At 48.1% G+C, this 18,036-nt stretch carries 16 protein-coding genes and 1 tRNA gene; 8 read left to right on the top strand and 9 right to left on the bottom strand.

What is annotated here, in order from left to right:
- Window positions 1-8: 8 nt before the first annotated feature.
- Window positions 9-926: a hypothetical protein gene (locus E3J62_03305; GenBank protein TET46644.1), complete on the bottom strand. Its 918-nt coding sequence runs from the start codon at window positions 924-926 to the stop codon at window positions 9-11.
- Between the two features lie 203 nt (window positions 927-1,129).
- Between E3J62_03305 and E3J62_03300 the strand changes: the two genes are divergently transcribed.
- From E3J62_03300 to E3J62_03290, 3 genes are all read left to right on the top strand, one after another.
- A complete protein-coding gene (locus tag E3J62_03300; GenBank protein ID TET46737.1) occupies window positions 1,130-2,884 on the top strand; it encodes an ABC transporter ATP-binding protein in 1,755 nt (584 codons plus the stop codon).
- A 60-nt stretch (window positions 2,885-2,944) separates the two neighbouring features.
- Entirely contained in the window at window positions 2,945-4,993 is a 2,049-nt protein-coding gene (locus tag E3J62_03295; protein ID TET46736.1) for an ABC transporter ATP-binding protein, read from the top strand.
- Window positions 4,994-5,074: 81 nt separating this feature from the next.
- Window positions 5,075-6,526, top strand: a complete 1,452-nt coding sequence (locus E3J62_03290) for a rhomboid family intramembrane serine protease (GenBank protein TET46643.1) — start codon at window positions 5,075-5,077, stop codon at window positions 6,524-6,526.
- 3 nt (window positions 6,527-6,529) lie between these two features.
- Here the strand turns inward: E3J62_03290 and E3J62_03285 are convergent, their stop codons facing one another.
- Window positions 6,530-6,805, bottom strand: coding sequence for a hypothetical protein (locus E3J62_03285; GenBank protein ID TET46642.1), 276 nt, complete (start codon window positions 6,803-6,805; stop codon window positions 6,530-6,532).
- Between E3J62_03285 and E3J62_03280 the strand changes: the two genes are divergently transcribed.
- The 4 genes from E3J62_03280 (at window position 6,794) to E3J62_03265 (ending at window position 10,790) form a co-directional block, all read left to right on the top strand.
- Window positions 6,794-7,480, top strand: coding sequence for a hypothetical protein (locus tag E3J62_03280; protein TET46641.1), 687 nt, complete (start codon window positions 6,794-6,796; stop codon window positions 7,478-7,480). The two genes, E3J62_03285 and E3J62_03280, sit on opposite strands and share 12 nt — an antisense overlap.
- A gap of 4 nt (window positions 7,481-7,484) precedes the next feature.
- The gene (locus tag E3J62_03275) at window positions 7,485-8,189 is read left to right on the top strand and encodes a spermidine synthase (GenBank protein ID TET46640.1); all 705 of its coding nucleotides are present in this window, start codon (window positions 7,485-7,487) and stop codon (window positions 8,187-8,189) included.
- A 14-nt stretch (window positions 8,190-8,203) separates the two neighbouring features.
- Window positions 8,204-9,124 (top strand): hypothetical protein, encoded by a 921-nt coding sequence (locus E3J62_03270; protein ID TET46639.1) that lies wholly within the window; start codon window positions 8,204-8,206, stop codon window positions 9,122-9,124.
- 556 nt (window positions 9,125-9,680) lie between these two features.
- Entirely contained in the window at window positions 9,681-10,790 is a 1,110-nt protein-coding gene (locus E3J62_03265) for a radical SAM protein (GenBank protein ID TET46638.1), read from the top strand.
- A 135-nt stretch (window positions 10,791-10,925) separates the two neighbouring features.
- On the opposite strand, the gene E3J62_03260 is transcribed toward E3J62_03265, so the two are convergent.
- The 7 genes from E3J62_03260 to E3J62_03230 form a co-directional block, all read right to left on the bottom strand.
- Complete coding sequence (locus E3J62_03260; protein TET46637.1) at window positions 10,926-11,762, bottom strand: class I SAM-dependent methyltransferase; 837 nt, start codon at window positions 11,760-11,762, stop codon at window positions 10,926-10,928.
- Window positions 11,763-12,206 carry an HIT family protein gene (locus tag E3J62_03255; protein TET46636.1) on the bottom strand — a complete coding sequence of 148 codons (444 nt, stop codon included), beginning with the start codon at window positions 12,204-12,206 and terminating at the stop codon, window positions 11,763-11,765. It abuts the gene before it with no gap.
- Window positions 12,207-12,393: 187 nt separating this feature from the next.
- Window positions 12,394-14,307 carry a S9 family peptidase gene (locus E3J62_03250; GenBank protein TET46735.1) on the bottom strand — a complete coding sequence of 638 codons (1,914 nt, stop codon included), beginning with the start codon at window positions 14,305-14,307 and terminating at the stop codon, window positions 12,394-12,396.
- Between the two features lie 271 nt (window positions 14,308-14,578).
- The gene (locus E3J62_03245; GenBank protein ID TET46635.1) at window positions 14,579-15,478 is read right to left on the bottom strand and encodes a radical SAM protein; all 900 of its coding nucleotides are present in this window, start codon (window positions 15,476-15,478) and stop codon (window positions 14,579-14,581) included.
- Between the two features lie 196 nt (window positions 15,479-15,674).
- Window positions 15,675-16,121: a hypothetical protein gene (locus tag E3J62_03240; protein TET46634.1), complete on the bottom strand. Its 447-nt coding sequence runs from the start codon at window positions 16,119-16,121 to the stop codon at window positions 15,675-15,677.
- 364 nt (window positions 16,122-16,485) lie between these two features.
- On the bottom strand, window positions 16,486-16,929 hold the full coding sequence (locus E3J62_03235) for a HEAT repeat domain-containing protein (protein ID TET46633.1): 444 nt from the start codon (window positions 16,927-16,929) through the stop codon (window positions 16,486-16,488).
- 211 nt (window positions 16,930-17,140) lie between these two features.
- The gene (locus tag E3J62_03230) at window positions 17,141-17,584 is read right to left on the bottom strand and encodes a HEAT repeat domain-containing protein (GenBank protein ID TET46632.1); all 444 of its coding nucleotides are present in this window, start codon (window positions 17,582-17,584) and stop codon (window positions 17,141-17,143) included.
- Window positions 17,585-17,936: 352 nt separating this feature from the next.
- Between E3J62_03230 and E3J62_03225 the strand changes: the two genes are divergently transcribed.
- Window positions 17,937-18,010 (top strand) — tRNA-Arg (locus E3J62_03225).
- The last annotated feature ends 26 nt before the right edge of the window (window positions 18,011-18,036 follow it).

The raw sequence follows: 18,036 nt of genomic DNA, 5'->3' as shown, positions 1-18,036 counted from the left end.
GGCTTGAATCAGGCTACATCCAGCAGCCTGCGAAATCTGTTTACAGCATCGGCGGGAGTACAGACTTGCTCCTCACCCTTTCTCACCAACCCCATTTTGGCCTGAACAAGATTCACCAGATGCCAGAAGAAGTCAATCGCAACTTCCATAATGGCCTTGACTTGATGCTCAGGAATGACTTCTGTCTTCTGGCTTCTGTATTCGAGGGCTTGCTCAAGCCACATCTTGAACCTATCATCATGTGACAGGCAATACTGGTGGACAGCAGTCTTCTTTGAACCTACTCGACCGGTCTTCATTGTGTAAAGGACCCTGGCAGGATACAGGAGCCAGTCGAGTACGAGTTCAGGATTCTGAGAATACTCCTTGATAGATTCTTCATCTTCCTCAATATCACAGGGGATCCCGGCCTCTCTCTTCCTCAAGATCTTAGCGATATCCTGGGCCATGTATGTATCAAGTTCCCATCTTGTTGGCGGCTGCACTGACATGATAATCTCTCTGCCATATATAAGCTTGCCGCTTTGAATCAATGAAGTCAGGTTAACAAATCCCAGATCCTCCTCCAGTTTCTTCCTGTCCTGAAGAGAGGACATACTGATTGGATGATCAAGAATCTTCCCCTCGTATGTCGGATGGATCTTCCCAAGGTTTGAAATCATATCATCATACTTTGTCAAATCCTCTGCGGAAGCACCTTCCCTAAAGAAGCAGAAGCCATCTATGTCACTTCTGCCCGGGACGAAATCACCATAGGCTAGGCTTCCAGTTATGTATATCGCACCAACCCGGTCACCAAGAAGAGAGCTAGTTCTATCCACAAGACACCCCAAGAGATCGTCGATCTCCTGATCTTCATTGTGCAGTCTGTCGAACCTCATGCGTTGAGTTAGTCTACAAGCCTCACCTTCAACTGTCAAGACCATAAAACCACGGAACCACGAGATTACACGAGATTCGATGACACGAAACACGAAAATGGAAAATCGAAAATAACACCTTATAGCCAGACCAGACAATGAGAAATCTTGTGAAATCTGTGGTTGCAAAGGTTGGACTCCGCAGGGGTGAAGTTCCGTTTTTGCTTGTGCCCGATGCTCTTTGCATCTATAATTACCCGCCAGAAATTATGAAGGCGTTTCTCACACTAAAAAGCTACTTCTTCGAAGCCAGATGGCGCTTGCTGGCCGGATTCCTCAGCCTCCTTTTGGTGGATGCTCTCCAGCTCATAATCCCCAGGATAATAAAATGGGCCGTTGACGACTTGACCGAAGGCAGAGTCAATCCATTTGGTTTGCTCAGATACGCCCTTTATATTGTGGCCATCTCTGTCAGCATGAACTTCATCAGATTCTTCTGGAGATACTTCATAATTGGAAACTCCAGAAAGATCGAGGAGAAACTCAGAAACCGACTCTTCTCGCACATACAGACACTCTCGTTCAAGTTCTTCAACAACACCAAGACGGGCGACCTTATGGCGCACGCGACCAATGACATGAATGCCGTAAGGATGGCTTCTGGAATCGGCTTGGTCGCTGCAACCGACTCAGTAGTACTGGGAAGCGCTGCCCTTGCATTCATGTTTGCCATAAATGTCAGGCTGACCCTCATGGCCTTATCCATAGCTCCTTTTCTCATCGTGACCGTACTCTTCTTTGGAAAGATGCTCCACAAGCGATTTGAGGGAGTCCAGGCCACTTTTGCTCTTCTCATGGAAAGGGCGAGAGAGAACTTTTCAGGTATCCGAGTGGTAAAGTCATACGTACAGGAAAAAAGCGAGACAGACAAGTTCTCGGAGATCTCTTCTCTCTATGTACAGGATAACATGAACCTGGTGAAGGTGTGGGGGATGTTCTTCCCAACCATAATGTTCTTCGCACACGTGAGCTCTGCGATTGTGCTCCTGTTTGGTGGTGGAAAGGTAATTCTCACTGAGATTTCAATGGGAGACTTCGTAGCTTTCACCAGCTATCTGGGGATTCTAATCTGGCCGATGATGGCTATCGGTTGGGTGATAAATATGCTACAGAGAGGCGCAGCCTCCCTGGGCCGGATAAACAAAATTCTGGACACTAAGCCGGACATAAAAGACGGCGAAGACCTGATCGAGACGGAATCCGTAAAAGGAGACATAGAGTTCAAGAATGTGACCTTTTCCTACAACGGTTCTGGTCCAATCCTCACCAACGTATCGCTGAAGGTCAAACAGGGAGAGACCCTCGGGCTAGTGGGTAGAACAGGAACCGGAAAGAGCACCCTGGCAAATCTCATACCCAGACTCTTTGACGTCCAGCAAGGAGAGATAACTATTGGAGGACACAGTCTGAAAAGGTACCCACTCAAAGCCCTCAGAAGAAGCGTCGGATGCGTTCCCCAGGACACATTCCTTTTCTCGGATACACTGAGAGAGAACATCACCTTCGGGAATGCCAATGTTCCAGAAGAGGAAATAGAAGAGATCACCTCAGCCGCGCAGTTGAACAAGGACCTGGAGGATTTTCCGCAGGGACTGGATACTCTGGTCGGAGAACGGGGTGTCACCTTATCCGGAGGTCAGAGACAGAGAGTTGCTATAGCGAGGGCGTTGCTCCTGGATCCTGAGATACTCATCCTGGACGATGCCTTCTCATCAGTGGACACGGACACAGAAGATGCCATACTTCACTCATTGAAGAAGAAGAGGGAAGGAAGGACTACCATCATCATCTCTCACAGGATCTCAACGGTCAAAGACGCGCATAAGATAATCGTCCTCGATGAAGGAAAGATAGTTGAGCAGGGAACACACGATGAGCTTCTGAAAAATGAAGGCATCTACTCTGAGATGTACTACATGCAGCTACTTGAGGAGGAACTGGAACAATCAACCACGAGGAGATAGTAGTTGTCTGAATTCTTCCAGGAAGAAGAAGAGCTTCACAAGCCATACGACGCCCGGTTGATGAAAAGGCTACTCGGCTACACCAAACCATACAAACGGCTGATAGCATTTGCCGTACTTCTGCTTCTCTTTGCCACAGCTTTTGACCTTTCGCTTCCGTACATCAGCAAGGTAACCATAGACCGGTATATCATCCCCTATGCGAGAATGTTGACGCTTGCAGGTCGGGATTCAGAACTTGAAAAGAAGATACTTACAGACTATTCCGGGACGCTCATAAAAATAGAAGGAAACAGATACATGGTTCAATCCACATCTTTCAAGGATTATGACCGTCGAGACCTCAAACGGTTGGAGCGGGACGACTATTTGATGCCGAAGAGATACTACATGCTTTCCGAAAACGAGACAAAGGGCGATATCCTTGCGATCATCGAAGAACATTCCGACCTCTTCCACACAGCGGAAGGATACAGGTACATAGCCCTGGACGACATGTCAAAAATCCCTGGAAAAGAGCTTTGGGTCTTAAGAAGCAGTGACCTCAAAGGCGTGCGGTTCATGGCGATGCTCTTCCTGGGAATACTAATCCTCAGTTTCCTATCCAACTTCAGCCAGGTCTATCTTATTCAATATACGGGCCAGAAGTTCATGTTCGATCTCAGAATGAGGCTTTTCTCCCACCTCCAGACATTATCTGTCTCTTTCTTTGACAAGAATCCCGTGGGCAGACTCGTTACAAGAGTGAGCAATGATGTCGAGGTCCTGAGTGAGATGTTCAGTTCTGTTCTTATCACCTTCTTCAAAGACATCTTCATGCTTGTTGGCATAGTGATAATCCTGCTCAGGTTGAACGTACGGCTTGCCCTCGTATCCTTCACTCTCATACCACTAATAGTCTATGTGACTATGTACTTCAGAATAAAGGCAAGAGACGCCTTCAGGTCGGTGAGACTCAGGCTAGCCAAGATCAACGTCTCCCTGCAAGAAAATATCTCAGGGATGAGAGTAGTCCAGATGTTTGTAAGGGAGAAGGAAAACTATAAGAGATTCTCCAGGATAAACCATGACTACTTCCTTGCGAACATGAGGCAGATAGTGATCTTTGCCACATTCAGGCCGCTCATAGAGATAATAAGTGCTTCAGCCGTGGCGCTCATCATCTGGTATGGCGGCGGTCAGGTGATAATGGAGGCAATAAGCCTGGGAACTCTCGTCGCGTTTCTCTCTTACGTCCAGATGTTCTTCAGACCGATAAGAGACCTGAGCGAGAAGTTCAACACCCTCCAGGCGGCGATGGCCTCATCTGAGCGCATCTTCCTTCTTATGGATACCAAAAATACCATCCTTGAGCCTGGTGAACCTGTCGAATTGGGGAAAATTGATGGCAAAGTAGAGTTCAAAAACGTCTGGTTCTCTTATGACACAGAATACGTGCTCAGGGATGTTACCTTTGAGGTAAGGCCGGGGGAAAGCGTGGCCATAGTAGGCGCCACCGGGGCAGGCAAGACATCCATAATCAATCTGCTGGAGCGCTTCTATGAAGTCAAGAAGGGAACCATATTGATAGACGGTGTAGACATAAGAAAAATGCGAAAATCGGACTTGCGTTCCAACATTGGTCTTGTCATGCAGGACGTCTTCCTCTTTGCCGGAGACATACAAGGGAATGTCCGGCTTGGCAACAGCTCCATCAGCGACGAGAAGGTCAGAAGAGCAACCGAGTACGCGAATGCCTCAGGCTTCATCAAGAAGCTCGATGGCGGCTACTCGGCGGAGGTGAAAGAGAGAGGCGTCACACTCTCAGCCGGTCAAAGACAACTCCTCTCTTTCGCCAGGGCTCTCGCTTTCGATCCCTCAATACTTGTGTTGGATGAAGCAACTTCAAACATTGACACTGAGACTGAGGTTCTAATACAGGATGCACTTCAACGCTTGATGAAAGGAAGAACTTCGATTATAATTGCCCATAGGCTCTCTACAATTCAGAGGGTAAACAGAATAATTGTGCTGCACAAGGGCGAGATTGTAGAAGAGGGTACACATCAGGAATTGCTGAAGAAAAGAGGCATCTACTACAGGCTCTATCAGTTGCAGTATAAGAAGTAGAAAGGCAAACATGCTCAGCAGGCTCCTCTAGGCTCCGAGAACAGAACTCGAGGCCCAACAGAAGAACGTCGCGAAGGAAACATGTTTTTTCCCCTCTCAACTGAAAAAAAGACGGTCCAGAGATGGCCTATTGTGACCGCCACAATCACGATAATCTGTCTACTTCTGCTTATCGTCACCAATACCGTCATGGCCCTTCAAAGGAGAGAGATCCTTGAACTGTGGATGAAGAAGTTTGGGATAGAGAGCAAGTACATGTTTGACGAAGGCCTCGGTGCAATATCCAGCAAAGAGGCGTACGACAAGTTTGAGGAGAGAATGAGAGCTGGTGAGATCATTGACAAAGACAGCAGAGAATACAAAATCTGGGAAGAGGTGGACTCTGAATACCGAAAAAAATCTACAAGTACCATCTTCCACGTTCTTGGGTTCATCCCTTCTAAATTCTGGAGAGTCCATACTCTCTTCACCTCAGTCCTTGTGCACGGTGGAGTTGTTCATTTCCTTGGTAACATGTGGTTTCTGTGGCTTCTGGGGTGCAATATCGAAGACATCTGGGGGAGACGGAATTTTCTGTTGTTTTTCTTTGCAGCGGGCATTGTGGCCACTTTTTTACACAGCCTGATAAACTTCGGCTCTGAAGTCCCCACTATTGGCGCATCCGGCGCAATTGCCGGAGTCATGGGCGCATTTATGATTAGAAACTACAAGACGAAAATAAAGTTCTTTTACTTCCTGTACCCACACCCTGCCCTTATGGGAACTGTTCTGGTTCCAGCGTGGGTAGCCATGGGGCTCTATCTCTTATTCGATTTGTTCTACGGGGTCGTCAGTTTTGGCCGTGCGACAGGAACCGCATATTGGGCACACGTGGGTGGATTCGTGGCAGGTATCGGAACGGCAGTGGCATTTAAAGCAAAAGGGATTGAGGAGAAGTACATAACCCCAAAACTGGAAGAGGGAATTGAAGCGGTCAAGGTTTCTCCTCTGATGGACCGGGCCTTCAAAGAAAGAGAAAAGGGGAATTTTGAGAAGGCCGTGGAGCTCCTGGAGCAATTAACTTCTCAACAACCAGAAAATGTAGACGCCTATAGAGAAATGGCAAACATCCACACTACTATCAACAACCCGGACAAGGCAGCGGACGCATTCACCAAGGTAATTCAATTGTCGCTCAAGAAAGGCGAACAAGAAGCCGCTTTGAACACATACTATGAGATGAAAGTGCGCAATATTCCGCTGCCCTTGGGGCCGGATGACCTTTACGGTCTTGCTGGCGCTCTATACAGGAAGGGAAGAGTGGAGGAGGCGCTTCAGATGTATCAACAATTGATAAAGAAATTCCCGGACAGCACCGTAGCATCAAAGGGCGTTCTTAAGTGTGCAACAGTATTTGGTGAGAGGAACCAGCACGAATTAGCCATGTCAGCCTACCAGTATCTCTTATCCAGATATCCTGACATCGAATGGAAGGACATGGTTGTATCGGAGATAGAAAGCCTGAAAAGAAAAATGTCCAAGGAAAATAAGTAGCCCTCATCCGGATACTGCTACTTCCCAAATCCCACAGTAAGCGAAAGCCAGGGTCCTCCTTCTCTTGGTGGGGGTCCGGACTTCAGTGATGGCCTGTACAGACGTGTTCAGAGCGTCACCACGCCCTTTGACTCCACCGACGGGGTCTTTGTTCCCCCTGGTGGAGAAGACCAGAAGGCTGTTTTCCTTCCTTGACAGGGTCACTCTGTTCGCGTAGTCTTTGTGCGCAAGTGTAGAACTCCTCTGGTAATCCCCAAGGAGGTAGGTATGAGAAAGCATGCGTTACTTGCCTTTGTACCTTTTCTGATCGTCCTTTCAGCGTCGGCTCAGATCCCCACGACACGCATGCCTTACATGCCAACTGAATTCAAGATGCCATCTGTCGGCTCCTGGTCACAGTACTGGTCCATAAGCACCGAAGAGGGAGATACCGTTGTTTTCAAATACTCTCTTACCGGGAAGGAGAAGTGTGGAAAGACCGATTGCTACTGGTACGAGTTTCAAACGACCGAAGGCAAGCAGACAAATATGGTGAAAATGTTGGTCTCCGGTGACCCGGATGAGCCAGGACATCTCAAGAGACTTATCATCAAGAGCGGAGATGAACCTGCTGTTGAGCTCCCTGTCGGCACCTCGCACGGCGCTGGCACGCCTCCTTCCAGAGTCAGAGAATCCAACGAGGCAGAAGTTGTCTCCGAAGAAGAAAACCTCTTTACCGTAGGAAAAGAGACGATAACTACACCAGCAGGAAAGATCAAATGCACGCACCTTAGAATCAAGAACCAGGAGGGGCAAACAGACCTCTGGACAAATGAAGCAATACCATTCTTTGGTATTGCGAAGCTGGTTCAGGCTGGGATGACCATGGAAATCACAGGCTACGGGGAATCCGGCGCAAAGACGTCAATCAGCGAGGAGCCTGAGAAGATGCCCAAACCGGGAATAGGTCGCTAGAACCATCCCTTTCATTCCAGTGAGCGAGACCCGAATAACTCTCCACAGGAGCGTGACTGAGGATGGCGAGATCGCCCTGCGCCAGCTCACCAGTCCACAGGGCAATTTGCACTTCGAGGTGGTGGTTAATGGCACGTTCCTCTTTTCCACATACAATCGTGATTCTGAGAGGGCTCTTGCAAGGCTGGCAGTCTATCCCGTTCTGACTTTGAGGCGACCACTTCATGTTCTCATTGGCGGTCTGGGAATAGGATACACTCTTGGGGCAGTACTGGAATACAAAGAGGTTTGTTCCGTGACGGTAGTGGAGAAAGAGAAGACGATAGTAGACTGGTGCAAGACTTACTTTGGGCCCTACAACGGCAGGTCCATTGAAGACCCAAGAGTCAGTATTGCGGTTGGCGATTTCTTGAGCTTCATAAGGAACACCAGAATAGCCTATGATTCTATGTGCCTTGACCTGGATAATGGACCCGACTGGCTGGTCTGGGAAGAAAATAGAGTATTGTACGAGGAGTCTGGACTGAATCAGATTAAGAATGTGCTGAAGTCCGGCGGCTGTCTGGGAATCTGGTCATCAAGCAGAGCAAACCTGTTCGAGGATAGACTGAGACGCGTATTCAAAAATGCCTCGGTTCATACGATAAGCACCACAGAAATGGGGAAAGAGGTCGAGTACCACATCTATACAGCTACCAGGCAACACTGATAGGTTCGGACAATATGAAAATTGGAGTAATAAGAAAGGTAAGACTGTCAATCATTGTTGTGGGGTCACTTCTGCTCCTGCTCTTCGTCACGACTCTGCTTACCATCAAGATTCCCTATGTAGACTATTCCAGATATGAGGGGACCGTTCCGTTCTATCCGAAGGTGGAACACAGACGAACCGGCGAGACTTATGAGTTGTACAGTGTCGTCTTAAACAGCCTGGACAACGAAAACATCAATTGCTACCTGAAACTCCCCAAGACCCATCCTCCCTACCCTGCTATCGTCTTTTTCAACGGGTTAGGCCCGGGAAAAGAGGTGATAGATTATATTGATGACTCGTGGTGGGAAGTTGGGTTCGCTGCTCTCACCATGGACTACAGATACTCAGGCAGCACGAGCAACAAGATACTGATCTTCCTTCAGGGAAGGAGAGCAGCGCACGAAGCCATTCTCGACATAAGGCGGACGATAGAGTACATTTATTCAAGGGACGATATTGACAGCACCAGGATCGCTGTCATGGCCACAAGCTTGGGGGCCATACTTGCACCACCAGTGGCAGCCAACAACCCCAGGGTGAAGGCAGTGGTCATGATACAAGGTGGAGGTGATGTCGGCCTGATTGCCGCCAATCAATTTGAAGTCAATCGATTCTTCAAGAGGCTCATCAGATATGCAGCGAGGATTTACTATTCACCTTTCGAGCCGCTTAAGTATGTCAAGAAGATATCCCCCACACCGTGCCTGTTTGTCATTGCAGAAGACGACGAATTGATACCTATAGAGTCTGCGAGAAAGCTCGCAGAAACTGCCCTTGAGCCCAAGGAAATAATGCTCGAACGTGCAGAGCACCTTTTCCCGGGTGTGACACCCCAAATCGACTCTCTGTTGGCCATCGCCGTCCCCTGGCTCGAGAAAAACATACCTTGACACGTTAAAGTGTCGTGCCTGCCTAGCACGGACAATGCTCTGCCAGTTGTCGCCTGACATTTCTCCCTACCAGTGGCTATATTCTACTAGATAGGAATCGTCAATTTAGACAGGACCCCCGGCTAAAGGCGAGCCATAACCACCTAAAACCCAAGATGGAGGTACGGCAGCTATGAGGAGAATGGTTAATGTGCCACTGCTTTTCTGTACGCTAGTTCTTTGCGTTGCCTCGACTGCACATAGCGCGCAGGACATTACCATCCTTGTTGTTTGCCACAATTTTGTCCAAAATACCACAAAAGTCAACTCACAATCATAGAAAACTCTGGGCAGTCACCTCTCAATCTGTGAAGCCCAGCAGGAGAACTTAACTCAGGCTTTCACAGTTGGCATTACACATTTTTGTCTCACAACACTGCGTACTTCGCATCTCGTACTTCGTACTTTGCGTCATGGTGTCTATTGACATTTGCAGCGATTACGGTATGATAATAGTAGAGGGAGACGTAAATTAGTCACTCCACAAGATGGGTCCTGACTCAGTAGAGTGTTAGACATGAAACTGAAACAGGCCAAAGACCCAAGGAAGCAAGCCAGCTCTCAGGAACATACCAAGCCTCGGCAAAAAGGCACCCCGGTGAAAACATTGTCAATACCTGAGCCGATCTCTGGAGGTCTGCTACTTTCATACAAATGTACCAGCGAGTGCAAGCACTGTATGTATGCCGGGTCACCGAAATGGGATGCTGACTGGATTTCCAGAGAAGATGCAGAAAAGATTCTAACTCAACTATCAGGCAAGATTAAGCCCAGCCCCTACGGCCCAAACAAAGTCGGCGTAAACTATGGGCTTCACTTCACAGGCGGTGAACCATTCCTGAACTTTGGTCTCTTGCTAGAATGCACAAAAATCGCTTGTGGACTGCAAATCCCTTCAACTTTCGTGGAGACCAACTGTCACTGGTGCACGAGCGACGAAGTGACCAGGAACAAACTCGCGCAGTTAAAAGGCAATGGCCTGAATGGTATACTGATAAGCGTCAATCCCTTCATTCTTGAGCACGTCCCCTTTGAAAGAACAGAGAGAGCTCTGCGTATCAGTATGGAGATGTTTGGAAATAATACATTGGTTTACCAAGATTTCTTTTATCACCAGTTCAGCAAGCTCGGTATCAAGAATACCCTCCCCTTTGAAAGATATCTGGATAAGGCAGGTCTGGAAGGCCTATACTATGCTGAGTTACTCCCGACGGGGAGATTGCTATACAAGCTTGGACATCTGTTCAAAAAATACCCGGCAAGGCATTTCTTTGCTGAATCCTGTCGACAAGAGCTGGAGCGCGACTGGCATGTTCACGTTGACAATTACGGCAACTACATGACCGGATATTGTGGAGGCATTTCCCTGGGTGATGCGCATGATCTGAGCTTACTCTGTCAGGGGATAGATTTGCGTAACTATCCGGTCTTGGAAGCCCTCATGACAAAAATGGAAGGACTTTTTGAACTCGGGACAAAATCTGGTTACAGAGAATTACCAGAGGGTTACATTTCTAAATGCCATCTCTGCACAGACATTCGCAAACACCTCATTCAGCAACCCAGGGAATTCAAAGAGCTTGCCCCGAAGAAATTCTATTCCCAAATTACAAGCAAATCACAATAACCAAACTCCAAATCACAGACAAATCACAATGACCAAGCACCAAATTGCAAACAAGTGACGGTTCAAGTTTGTGATTTGCGATTTAGAGCTTGGAATTTGTTTGTGATTTGGGATTTGGTGATTGGAAGTTATTTCTCATAGTGTACTCTCACATTTCTTCGCAACAAAAATCATATCGTTGGAATCATTTGTAAGTTCCGACTTATCAAAATTCCCGAACAACTGGATCACCTCGAAACCTGCTCGTGCCAAAAGGTGCTCCACTTCGTACCGAAAGAAGTATCGAAAGGGAAACGCCTGAACCAATCGCTCAGTTCGCCCGTCAGGATGGGTCACATAAAAAATCAATTCAATGTCGTTGTATTGTTCAGCTCTGTGAAAAGCAATAGTTCGGTGGGAGCGACGGAAGCTTCTGCCATCAGACAGTATTACCTCTGCAAACTCCTCAGTCTCCTTTGTATATGCTGGGTTGTCTATCCTTGAAGGGTCGACTTGAAAGACATCAAAGACAAGTCTCCCACCTACCCGCAAATGACGATTCACGCAACGCAGACAACTAAGCTGCTCCTCGATGGAAATGAGGTGCTGAAAAGCCCGGAAAGGTGCTGTCACTAGTGCAAACATTTTCCCCAATTCGAAGTCGGTCATACTGCCGTTAACAAGCTGAACGCGCCCCTGTACTTCCTTGGGCTGGCTTTGCAGCTTTTCACGGCACCTTGCCACCATGAACTCAGAATTGTCTAGCCCGACGATTCGGCAGCCTGCCACCGCGGAGGGTATCAGTATCCTTCCCGTGCCGCAGCCCAGTTCCAGAATCTTGCCTTCTATAGAACCTGCAAGGTTTAGATAGAAATCTATGTCCGGCCGCGCGTTATAAGGAGGTGTGAAGTCGTAAAGCTCAGCAAATAACGGGTCGTCATATCCGCCGAATTTATTCATCCCTTCATCCTCTGTTCCATTGGCATTTCCCATTTACAAAAGATGTGCTCTTATCTGCCTGACTATCTCACGGTACTCGCTGTCTGCCAGCCTGACTTCAGTGTAATCTTTGCCCCAGATGGGCCAATGCAGTTCAATCGGATCTGCTTCTCGACGAGGAATAATATGCCAGTGCAAATGAGGCACAACATTGCCCAAGAGTTCATAGTTCATCTTATGGGGACGATAAACATCATATATGGCCCTTGCTACTTTGCTTAAGTCTTCCATGTATGCTACCTGGTTCTCCCTCTCGAGCTGAAATAGTTCTGTATGATGCGCCTTATTGTAAATGAGAATGGTATAACCTCGACATATTTGATTGCTACACACAATTGCGGTTGAAACCTGCAAGTCAGCTATCCACTGGGGGCGTTTTCTTTCAAATCTTGCGGCAATATCCTTGCAAAACACGCATTCGTGCATCCTTTCTGCCATTTTTGTACTCCTTCTTCCTACATCCAGAATGCGTACGTTCCAATAGTCCCCCTTGCCAGAGCTTGATCGCTCTAGTCTAGACCTTTTGGTCTTTCTTTCTTCCGAACACCTGCATAGCGCACAGCCACACAGATGGAATTCGAGAAAGACCTAGGTTCCACGTTTGTCGACTCTTCTGTGCCGTCTCTTATTGCAACAGATATTTCTCAAGAAACAGGAAAACGGCATTCTTGTAGTAATCGCGGTTACTCTTTTTGCTGAATCCGTGCCCCTCATCCTTGGCCAGCAGATACCACACGACGCCTCCATTCTTCCGGATGGCCGAAACGATTTGCTCTGATTCGGTTACTGGCACCCTCGGATCGTTCAGACCCTGCACAATGAACATTGGTTTGGTTATCCTGTGAGCATTCGTTGTTGGTGAGATGCCTACCAAGAATTCGCGCATCTGGGGATCCCGTTCATCCCCATATTCGACTCTCCGGAGGTCCCGCCTGTACTCACCGGTGCGTTCAAGGAACGTCACGAAGTTACTGATCCCGAAGACATCTATGCCGCATTTGATCCGGCCATCATAGTGAGTCATGGAAGCAAGAACCATATATCCTCCGTAAGAACCGCCGACAACCGCGACTCGTGAAGCATCAAGCTCCGGCTGATCTTCAATCCAATCCAGGAGTTTGCCGATGTCTTTGACGGAATTTTCTCGCTTGTAGGCATTGTCGAGCTTGAGAAAGTTCTTTCCGTAGCCGGAAGAACCACGTACATTCGGGGCAAGCACGGCTACCCCTAACTCGTTAACATAGTACTGCGCTGTGGGAGAGAAGTATGGAACGTATTGGCCTTCAGGTCCTCCATGTATGCTAACGACGACAGGGTACGGGCCCTTCCCCTTCTGTGGTTTGTAGTAAAACGTTGGAATCATACGAGACTTGCCATCAACCTTGTCGAACGTCTCATAATGGACCAACTTGGGCACCACAAATGAATCTGTGTTGAGCCCACCAACCTCACTGTGCGTCCAACGGACAAGCGAATTGTCTTCAAGATGAAGTACATAGATATCACCTGGTCTCTGGGGCGTGTTGATGACTAACGCCAATCGAATCCCATCAGGATGAAAGTTTAACGCATAGACCTGTCCAAGGGGAATGCCCGGAATCTGCTTGTATTTCTTAGTACTCGTATCGAGGAGATAGAGCTTGGTGATACCACCCTCGTTCGTTGAGAATGCCAGCTTGTCTCGCTCTCGGGACATCTCAATTGCCTTTACATCCCAGGGAATCTCTGCTGTCAAATCGCTAACCTCATTCGTACCAAGGTCATAGCACTGCAACTGCCGGAATTCACTCCCTTCATCCGATGTAATGAAAATCCCCTTGCCATTCTTTGCCCAACGAGCGGATCCATACGCAACTTTCTCGTCAGTTGGGTTGATCTGTCTGATCCTGCCGGATGCGATATCAAGTATGTAGTAGTAAGACTCGTTAACCGAGACATATTTGTGGATTAGCAAAAGCTTGTCATCCGGCGACCAATCTCCCGCACTCCACCACCCTTCGCCTTCAAAGATTAGTTTCGCCTTGTGCGGGCTATTCATACTGCTCAGGTACAGGTCCCAATCACGGCCATTCCGTTTCGTGCTGCGGTAGACGAATCTGTCCCCTTTATTGGACCAGCGCATCCCCCCGTTCTTGGATGTGCCATCTGTCAGCATCGTGTATTTCCCATTGTCGAGATCGAAATAGAAGATCTGATAGAGCTCTTTTCCTCCCACGTCCTTGGTGTAAAGAAATCCCTGTCTGGAAGGATCCGGACACATCGCAGCGCCGCCGACCGGATCTGAAAAGAATGTGATCTGCCTCCGCGCACCGCCTGGTTTCTCTATGTAGTGAAACTGGCTTGTTTCGCCAAAGCGCGCAGAAATCAGCATGCCACCGCCGGTAGGATTCCAATCACGCACAGAGGCCGAGCGAGTGTTCTGATACTGAAAACTCCGTTCTATAATCCTTTGTGGAATCCCAGGAATCCCTTCGATAACAAGATTTCCTTGTTCCTTCCGGCCCTCATAAGAAAAAACATGACCGTCCGAAACAAACATCAGAAAAAGAGCTACCGCGATACATACGGTCCTTCTCATCTGCACATCCTATTCACTTTGTACTTCGTTCTTCGCCCCTCGTCACTCAATATTGTCACCCTCCCTTTTATTCCCCTCATAACCTTTCTCCTCCCCCCCGTTCAAATGCTCAAGAGTTCAAATGTTCAACATTGAACCCTAGAACCTCCCCTGATTCCTCCCTACAACTCCCGTTCAAGTGTTCAATTGTTCAAATGTTCAACATTGAACCCCAGAACCTCCTTTGTGAAAGCTATTCAAGCCCATATACTTGTCTCGGTGCAAGGTATTCTGGAAACTTATCTATCATGGCCAGGCGAGTGAGATAGCAGAGATGGCAGGCATCAACATACTCGTCATGGTGGTCGATACCACACTCCTTAGCCAGAAGTGCAGGCCCACCTCTCACCAAGGGGCCGCATATTGGGTGTGAATCAGCATCATAGTTTTTCACTAACACTGACAGGGGAGTCTTCCACATATTACCCATACTCAGTCCCTGACACAGATGAACATTACCGTATGAGTCGAGATGCACTCTTTTGGGTTCCTTTAGGTCTTCATCCGGACACTCTGTGAATTCCTCCCACCGCCTTCTGGGAAGTCCCTCCAGCAGTTTCTCAACTGCTCTTCCTCTGAACTTCGCACCACCTCCGATGACCGGTGCTCCCTTATCTTCCTCCTTCTCCGTAGTTGTTTCAACCGTAGGTTTCTCAATGCAAATCGAATTCACGGGCATGCCCAACCTTTTTGCCGCAGCTGAAACTCGTTTGGCAGCATTGTCTTTTTCGTCTTCACTGTGATATGAATCGTCACTCACGCTGAGAGCAGATATTCCCATTTCACAAAGAGGTTTCAGCCAGATCTCTGCATCTTCCTTGGAGGTTGCATAATAGGCGTTAGTCACAACACCAGTTTTGAATCCCATGTCCCGAGAGAGCTTGATGCCTTCAACCATTATGGGGTAGAATAAGAACGGCTCCCCACCTTCGAAGTATATCCACTCTATTGTCCCAATCTTAACTGCTTCACCAAGAACATCGCGTATTTGCTTCAGCGTGAAGGTGCCTTTGGCACTTGGGGCACTGTACACAAAACAGTGATCACACTCCAGATTGCACATATAGCTCAGAAGAAAATGCAGCCCTGTCAACGTGATGTTTTGCCTCCACTGTACACGAACAATTTCACACCATACCCTAACGCCAATTCCGACAATCAGGCAAGATTGTATGCAATGAAACAGGCAGTGTCAAAGACTAACTACTCAGGGTAACAACGACAAAAGAATCCTGCCACCAGGAAGCGGCATGGCTCTCCTTCGATTCTACACAAAGTCTGTGGTTGTATTATTCGGCGCCCGTTTTCTTCTCAATCAGCTCTCCTATTTCCTCCATCTTATTCTTCAGCTTATCCATCTTCTTGTCGACTTTCGCTTCCAGTCTCCTGAAGCTGCTTTGCAGCAAGTTCGCGCCGCCTGTAACCAAACTCGCACCAATGACTCCTGCTATGAGTAGCAAGAAACATGCAATAACATATGCCATGAAATGGAAGAGGCCTTCTGGTATTACCACCTTTTTTCCTTCTATATCCAGCTCTCTAAATTCGGGGTTCTCTGGCGCAATCTGTTTGAAGGCCCCGATCTCCTGAGGATTCGTGAATATCTTATAAACACTCGCGAATGCCCAAAAAGCCATCATGCATCCAACAATTACTAATGCTACTCCGATGATGGTTCTGATACGTACAATAACATCCTGGCCTTCTTCTCCCCCATACCGTGCCTGCGGAATCATATCATGCCCCTTTTGGTTGACCAGCTATTTGCATCAGACAGCGATTACTCAAGAGAGATGACCCCGACTCGTTAAGGACATTCCCCTGAGTTTCTATTATATCCGAAGCATTCCGAACATACAAGACCATCACAAACAAATTCCAATAACCAAACTCCAAATCATAAACAAATTCGAATGACCAAGGACCAAACTACAAACAAATGATGGTTCAAGTTTGTGATTCGGGATTTGGAGTTTGGGATTTATTTGGAACTTGGAATTCGAGATTTGGAATTTGATTCTATGTTAGATTCAGCCCTGCCAGCCATCAACACTGAAAGCCCCGAACCAGAAACAGAACCCATTTATAACCTACAGCTATTTATCGGAGTTGCTGCCTGAGCTTTATCAAATGCAGCGCGGCACGTGCAGTCCCCCTGAAATGCTCATGTTTTAAATCTCGAATGAACCGAAGGAGAGGATCTACTGCTCTTTTGTCTCCTATCTTTCCAAGCGCTGCTGCCGCCTTCTCTTGAACAAACCAGTCTTCGTCCTCCAGGGCTTCAATGAGAGGCTCCATTGCTCTTCTGTCCCCTATCTTGCCGAGAGCCTCCGCCGCATTCTTTCGAACATATTTGTCTTCATCCTTAAGCGCTTCAATAAGAGGATCTACCGCTGTCTCGTCCTTCAGCTCTCCCAATCCAGCTGCTGCACCCTTTCTGACATCCGAGCTATTCACGTACTTCAAGGCTTTTATCAGAGCCTTCACATTCCTCGCAGCTTTTAGCCTAACCACATTGGGCTCGATTGGCGCGAATAAGGCCATACGCTCACCCCCCTCAGAATTGTGGCTACCAATTCCACCATTCTGCCAACCAGGCAAATCTCGCCAGCTCAGCGGGACCCCGAATCCCAAATCCGCCGTCTCGCTGAATATCTAACTCCTAACCTGCCTGACGCATCACCTCATACAAAATTGTAATACCCAAAAGGCGATTTGTCAAGGGTCCGGAATGCTCACTTTCACGCACAGCCGTTCATACGAATGTCAGTTGCATCTTTATCGCGTTGACTGCCGCACGTGCTGTTTCTCGAACATACTCATGTTTGACATCGTGAATGAAACGAAGGAGGGGATCTATCGCCCTTCTGTCTCCCATCTTTCCAAGAGCTGCCGCTGCCTTCGCTTGAACAAAGCAATCTTCATCATTCAGGGCCTCAACGAGAGGTTCCAGCGCGCTGCTGCCCCCTATCTTGCCGAGAGCCTGAGCAGCGTTCTTTCGGACCAATCTGTTCTCATCCCTGAGCGCTCCAACGAGAGGGGGTATAGCCAACCTGTTTCGGAGCTCTCCAAGAGCCTGAGCAGCGTCCGCCCGAACACCTGAGTCGGCCCTATATTTCAAGGCTCTTGCCAGGCCCCCAATATTCCTCATAGCCTTTAGCTTGATCACATTCGGTTGGGTTAGTGCAAACATGGCCATGTGCTCCACCTCCCCGCTTATTGCGACTGACTCTGCGGTTCTGCCAATCACGCAGAATTACAGCCACCAAGACATCCATTTCCGTTGCTACTATACATAAAGTCGCAAGATTCATGCCGGAATCCAGCTTCCTGGAAGGATTTAGGGCCTACAGCTAGCCGCGAGGATCCAGCGTTCTGCAAACGCACGTAGCCTCACCTTGAAGCTTGCTGCCCTGGAGTAGCCGGATTAGATGATTTCGTTGACAACCCCCCGCCTTCCCCCTACAATCCCAAGTGGAACCTGACACAGGATTCCTTTTGACACGGTTCTTTGAAACAGCAATCTGAAATCTTCAATCTTCAATGTAAACGCGCCCGTAGCTCAACTGGATAGAGCGTCGGACTTCGAATCCGCCGGTTAGAGGTTCGAATCCTCTCGGGCGTGTATCAAAACAAGCTCAGTGGTTTTTC

The organism is candidate division TA06 bacterium (assembly GCA_004376575.1).
GTDB lineage: Bacteria > Hydrothermota > DG-26 > E44-bin18 > E44-bin18 > E44-bin18.
This window is presented reverse-complemented; position numbering and strand designations above follow the sequence as displayed.